Here is a 6359-nt window from a genome sequence, read left to right on the forward strand (position 1 = left end):
GAGAGGAATATGGGACTTGATTTTGGAAAAAAAGAGCCGGCTGTTGTTCAGGCACCGGTAAAGAACGAGATTGAAACAGTTGAGGCGTATGATATTGTCGAGGACAGAAATCAGATGAACGCTGAGCTTGTAGGTTCTGACGAGGTTGATGCTCTGGTTAGCACGATAGAAGTAAACAATCTAGAAACGATAGTTTCTTTTGGTGCTGAGGCGGCAGAGGAGATTTCAAAGGCCTCAGATATCGTGCTTAATAGTATGAGCATGAGTCAGCTTGACGAGTCGAGCGAGATGCTTAACTCATTATCTAAGATTATGTCGAAGTTTGACATTGATGAACTTAAAGAGGACAAAGGTCTTTTTAACAAACTTTTTGGAAATCTTAGAAAGCAGCTCGATAAGATTCTTCAAAAATATCATACTATGGGTGATGAAGTTGATAAGATATATGTTCAGCTTAAACAGTATGAGAGTGAGATTAAGCAGTCAAACAGAAATTTAAATCAGATGTTTGATGCAAATGTGGGTTATTATCATCAGCTTGTAAAATATATTCTTGCGGGTGAGCAGGGGTGTAGGGAACTTGAGGATTATATAGCACAGAGACAGCAGGATTATGAAAATACTGCCGACAATGCGATACAGCTTGAGCTTGCAAGTCTTAACAATGCACTTATGATGCTTGAACAGAGAACACAGGACCTTAGAACGGCAGAGAATGTCGCAATGCAGTCTATTCCTATGATAAAGACAATGGAATTTAGCAATATGAATCTTGTCAGAAAGATAAATTCTGCATTTATCGTTACACTTCCTGTGTTTAAACAGGCACTTGCACAGGCTATAATGCTTAAGAGGCAGAAGATTCAGGCCGAATCAATGGCAGAGCTTGACAGAAAAACAAATGAAATGCTTATAAAGAATGCACAGAACACTGTTGAGCAGTCAAAGATGACGGCGAAACTTGCATCAGGAAGTTCAATAAAGATTGAGACTCTTGAAAAGACATGGAGGACTATCGTCAATGGTATTGATGAGACGAGAGCGATTCAGGAGAATGCAAGAAAGCAGCGTGTTGACGATGCGGCCAGACTTGACCAGATAAAGAAAGAATTTATGGAAAATTATGGTGGCACTGTTAAAAGTTAAATAAAGGTTTTACTATTATAGTTATACATATATACTTTTTGAGCATATATGTATGCTAATTTTTATTCTAATGTTATAATACATTTAAAGGAGGAAATAAGTTATGCCAATTAATTTATCAAAAGGACAGAAAGTTGATCTTACAAAAGGAAATCCAGGACTCAAAAATGTTATGGTCGGTCTTGGATGGGATGTAAACGCATTTGATTCGGGAGCAGATTTTGACCTTGACGCAGCAGCATTTATGCTTGGTTCAAATGGCAAATGCCCGACAGAAAAAGAGTTTGTATTTTATGGAAATCTTGAACATCCATCAGGTGCCATAAAGCATATGGGTGACAACCTTACAGGTGAAGGAGAAGGTGATGATGAGCAGATAGAAGTAAATCTTACAGATATTCCTTCAAATGTTGAAAAGATTGCATTCACTGTTACTATTTATGATGCAGAGACAAGAAGGCAGAATTTTGGACAGGTTTCAAATGCCTATATCAGACTTGTCAATGTGGATACGAACGAGGAGATAATAAGATATGACCTCGGAGAAGATTTCTCGATAGAGACAGCGGTTGTAGTCGGAGAAATCTACAGACACAATGGAGAGTGGAAGTTTAATGCGATAGGAAGCGGATTCCAGGGTGGTCTTGCAGCACTTTGCGGACATTATGGAATTGAAGTAGCTTAGTGTAATAAAAATAAATAGTTGATTTTTATTGTATTATATAAGGAGGGATAATACGATGCCAATCAGTTTACAAAAAGGACAGAAGGTCAGTCTTACAAAGGGAAATCCGGGACTTAAAAAAGTCGTAGTCGGCCTTGGATGGGATGTAAATCAGTTTGATACAGGCGGAGATTTCGATCTCGATGCCGCAGCATTTTTACTTGGGGATTCAGGAAAAGTAGCGAAATCTGATGATTTTGTATTCTATGGAAATCTTACTCATCCGTCAGGTGCGGTGCAGCACATGGGAGATAATCTCACTGGTGAAGGTGATGGAGATGATGAGCAGATAAAGATAGACCTCACACAGATTCCTGATAATATCACAAAGATCGCATTTACAGCGACCATATATGAGCCTGAACAGAGGAGACAGAATTTTGGACAGGTAAATAATGCATTTATAAGGATTTATAATGAGGAGACAGGTGAAGAAATGTTGAGATATGATCTTGGCGAGGACTTCTCTATTGAAACGGCAGTTGTATTTGGAGAATTATATAAGAATAACAACGAGTGGAAGTTTAATGCAATAGGAAGCGGATATCAGGGCGGTCTTGCTGCATTATGTGCAAATTATGGCGTTGATGTTGAATAAGATCACAGGGAGGAAAATGGTATGTCAATTAGTTTACAAAAAGGACAAAAGGTTAGTCTGACAAAGGAAAGTGCAGGTCTTACAAATGTACTTGTCGGGCTTGGCTGGGATGCGGCAGAAAGTGGCAAGAAAGGATTTTTATCTTCTTTACTGGGTTCTGCACCCGCTGATATAGATTGTGATGCTACAGCTATCCTTTTGAAAGATGGAAAGTTCTGTGATAAAAGTGATGTAGTTTACTTTGGAAATCTTGAGCATAAATCCGGAACGGTAAGACACATGGGTGACAATCTTACCGGTGAAGGAGAGGGGGATGACGAACAGATACTTATCGACCTTTCAAAAGTTCCTGCCGAATATGACAGAATAGTTATCGTAGTAAATATTTATGACTGCATAAAGAGAAAACAGGAGTTTGGAATGATAAAAAATGCATTCATAAGGATTGTCGATGGAAAGACGAACAGGGAGATGTGCAAGTATAATCTTTCAGACAACTATTCGGGCATGACCGCGATGATATTTGGTGAGATCTACAGACACAAGGGAGAATGGAAGTTCAATGCCATCGGTCAGGGAACTACTGACACTAATATTGGTGAACTTTGCAGACGTTATTGTTGAGTATAAATGTGATTATATTATTTCAGTAATGGGATAATATAAATAAATTACTGCGTGATACTTTAAAAGGAGCTGCCACATTTTTTATTGAGGCAGCTCCTGATAAAAAGTTTTGCGGGTAAACCATAAAAAGAGAGGAAATTTCCTAATCATGAGTGAAATAATGAAAAAAGACAGCCTTAAAAAAGGTTTGTCCGGTGAACAGGCAGCTAAGAGTAAAACGGAGTTTGGAACGAATGAGCTTGCTAAAAAAGAGCAGGAATCATTATTATCTATGTTTATCGGTGCATTTGATGATATCTGGATAAAAGTTTTATGTTTCGCACTTCTGCTTAAGATCGTACTTGCGGTACTCGGAGTTATATTTCCGGCTATCTCAGGTGGAAACGATGCAATCGAGATCGTGAGTATCATTCTTGCTATAGCACTTGCAACAGGTTTTTCTACATTGTCAGAGTATAGAAACAGTTCAAGAAGTGAGGCTTTGCAGGAAGAGTACAGTAAAACTTTTGCTAAAGTAATGAGAGATGGAAAACTTTTAAAGATTTCTACAAATGAGATAGTAAAAGGTGATACGGTACTTATTCAGGCAGGTGACAAAGTACCTGTTGACGGTCTTATTTTTGACGGGCATGTAAAGGTTTCGCAGGCTGCGTTGAATGGTGAGTCAAGAGATGAGTCAAAGGTGGCAGCAGAAAATATGGATGATGCAGAATCAACAGATTATTCATCAGCGAGCAAAGTGTTCATGGGTTCTGTTGTGACAAGCGGTGAGGCATATATGGTAGCAACAGTTATCGGTGATGCTTCGGAGCTTGGTAAGATAAACAAGGCACTTACAGATAATGAGGAAGAAGAAAGAAAAGATACTTCAAGCCTTAAACTTGAAGTGGTGGCAGCAGGTATCGGTAAACTTGGTGTTTCAGCAGCAGCGATAGCAGGTGTTTTACAGGTTGTATTAAATATCGTGAGAGCAGATGAGGCTATCACTCCGGTATTTGTTATTTTGCTTGTAGCAGAGGCAGTAATGCTTATGGCTTCTATCGTTATCATGGCTGTACCAGAAGGTCTTCCTATGATGAACAGTCTTGTACAGTCGATGAATACGGAATCAATGTACAAAAAGAATATTCTTGTAAGCCACAAAGCCGCATTTTCAGATTCCGCTTATATGAATCTTTTGTTCAGTGATAAAACAGGAACAATAACAGAGGGAAATCTTTCTTTGGTAGAATTTATCACAGGTGACGGTGAGATTACGGATAAACTTTTAAATGATGACTTTATAGATGCGATAACAGTCAATAACCTTGCAAAAGTCTCAGAGGGAAAGGCTATCGGAAGCAACAACATGGACAGGGCACTTCTTTCTTATGCTCTTGCCAACAATGCAAAGATAGATGAGGATGACATAGAAAAAAGAGTCAAGGAAAATAATGGATTTGATTCTGAAAAGAAGTGTGCTATCGTAGAACTTAAAAATGGCGTAGTTTACTGGAAAGGTGCTACGGAGCAGATAATTGACGAGATTACCCATTATGAGGCAGCAGATGGAAGTATAAAAGAATTTACTGCCGCTGACAAAGAAAAAGTTGGCAAGCAGATGATGGTTGAAGCTGAGAGAACCATGAAACTTTTATCTGTTGCAAAGATAGCAGACGGAAAGAAGATACTTCTTGCAGTATTATGTCTCAGAGATAATGTCAGAAAAGATGCCATTGAGACGGTTGAGGTGCTTAACGGTGCCGGTATACAGGTTGTCATGGTAACAGGTGATGCTGAGGAGACTGCTACAGCTATCGCAAAAGAAGCCGGTATTCTCGTGGATGAGAAGAACGATGTTGTTCTTACGCATGAGGAACTTGAAAAGATGTCAGATGATGAGCTTAAAAAGGAACTTCCACATCTTAGAGTAGTAAGTCGTGCAAAACCGCTTGACAAGAAGCGTCTTGTATCTATCGCACAGCAGCTTGACAATGTCTGTGGTATGACAGGTGACGGTGTAAATGATGCACCTGCATTAAAACAGGCAGATATTGGTTTTGCAATGGGTGACGGAACTGCAGTTGCACAGGAAGCCGGAGATGTAGTTATCCTTAACAACAGTCTTACTTCGATTAAAGACTGCGTACTTAACAGTAGAACAATGGCTAAATCAGTTGGAAAGTTCCTTATTTTCCAGCTTACGGTAAATATAAGTACACTTCTTATGAACATCCTTGCACCTATTCTCGGATGGACAGAGCCATTCTCTATCGTGCAGATATTGTGGATAAACCTTATCATGGATACACTTGCAGCGATGGCATTTGGTGGTGAGCCTATCCTTGACAGATACATGGATGAAAAGCCTGCAAAGAGAACAGACAATATTCTTACGGGATATATCAAGTCAGCAATCGGAGTCAGTGCTATATTTATTACATTAGGTTCAATACTGATACTTGAGAATGTAGGCGGTATAACATCATTTGTAATGCCTGAGGGATGCAAAAATCCTGAACTCTACGAAAAGACATTTATGTTTGCCTTCTTTATCTATTCGATAATATTTAACAGTTTAAATACAAGATCTGAGAGATTTAATCTTTTTGAGCATATCAGTGAGAATAAAAACTTTGGACTTGTAATGGGGGCAATATTTGTATTGCAGACTGTTATAATTCAGATAGGCGGTCCTGTATTCGACACAACAATGCTCAGTGTAAAAGCGCTTCTTGTGTCAATGGTGCTCGCTGTACTTATTATTCCGGTAGATATGATAAGAAAGCTGATAGTACGAAAATAGAAACAGACCTAGCGAAAGAAGGGTATGTGCATGACTGTTCCTATAATAATCTGCCTTGTTGTGGCGGAATTGTGTGCTTTATCACTTATACTCAGAAACAGGAAATAGAGAAGCAAGTGATGGATGTTGAAATATAGAAAATAGCTTAACAACTTGGCAAATATAGAAGTATGGGGTGTGGTACGAGTGTGCTGCACCTCATGTTTTTAAAAGGATATTTTTGTTTTTTAGCAAGAGAGGAGAAAAAGGATGAAAACGGAAAAAAGAAGGGATTGCATAGTAGGAGTGGCTATTATCGTGTGTGTCCTGATATTTCATATTATATATACAGAGTTGCTGCTGACTGATTTTGTTGCGATATTGGGGCTACTTATGTTTATTTTTGGTATTAGTGGTGATAGTGATAAGGATACAGGGAAAAATAAGTCAAGCGGATATTCGCAATCCGCTTTGCTACTTGCTCATAACACTATTAGCTG

6 protein-coding genes are annotated in these 6359 nt (G+C 38.8%); all 6 read left to right on the forward strand.

Annotation, left to right across the window (positions count from 1 at the left end):
• Nucleotides 1–9: 9 nt before the first annotated feature.
• Nucleotides 10–1146 (forward strand): toxic anion resistance protein, encoded by a 1137-nt coding sequence (locus KQI69_RS05055; protein ID WP_216564260.1) that lies wholly within the window; start codon nt 10–12, stop codon nt 1144–1146.
• A 103-nt stretch (nt 1147–1249) separates the two neighbouring features.
• Entirely contained in the window at nt 1250–1831 is a 582-nt protein-coding gene (locus tag KQI69_RS05060; RefSeq protein ID WP_216564261.1) for a TerD family protein, read from the forward strand.
• A 55-nt stretch (nt 1832–1886) separates the two neighbouring features.
• Complete coding sequence (locus tag KQI69_RS05065) at nt 1887–2468, forward strand: TerD family protein (RefSeq protein WP_216564262.1); 582 nt, start codon at nt 1887–1889, stop codon at nt 2466–2468.
• Nucleotides 2469–2489: 21 nt separating this feature from the next.
• Nucleotides 2490–3092 (forward strand): TerD family protein, encoded by a 603-nt coding sequence (locus KQI69_RS05070; protein WP_216564263.1) that lies wholly within the window; start codon nt 2490–2492, stop codon nt 3090–3092.
• Nucleotides 3093–3243: 151 nt separating this feature from the next.
• Entirely contained in the window at nt 3244–5880 is a 2637-nt protein-coding gene (locus tag KQI69_RS05075; RefSeq protein WP_216564264.1) for a cation-transporting P-type ATPase, read from the forward strand.
• Nucleotides 5881–6129: 249 nt separating this feature from the next.
• Nucleotides 6130–6359, forward strand: a 230-nt coding sequence (locus tag KQI69_RS05080; RefSeq protein ID WP_216564265.1) for a hypothetical protein, incomplete at its 3' end; no start/stop codon positions are given.

The sequence above is a fragment of the Eubacterium sp. MSJ-13 genome (genome assembly GCF_018918235.1).
Classification (GTDB): Bacteria; Bacillota; Clostridia; order Lachnospirales; family Lachnospiraceae; genus Butyribacter.

Bases quoted from the DNA above. Each gene is read 5' to 3' on its own strand.
- KQI69_RS05055 (WP_216564260.1), top strand. From the start codon at position 10: ATGGGACTTGATTTTGGAAAAAAAGAGCCGGCTGTTGTTCAGGCACCG.
- KQI69_RS05060 (WP_216564261.1), top strand. From the start codon at position 1,250: ATGCCAATTAATTTATCAAAAGGACAGAAAGTTGATCTTACAAAAGGA.
- KQI69_RS05065 (WP_216564262.1), top strand. From the start codon at position 1,887: ATGCCAATCAGTTTACAAAAAGGACAGAAGGTCAGTCTTACAAAGGGA.
- KQI69_RS05070 (WP_216564263.1), top strand. From the start codon at position 2,490: ATGTCAATTAGTTTACAAAAAGGACAAAAGGTTAGTCTGACAAAGGAA.
- KQI69_RS05075 (WP_216564264.1), top strand. From the start codon at position 3,244: ATGAGTGAAATAATGAAAAAAGACAGCCTTAAAAAAGGTTTGTCCGGT.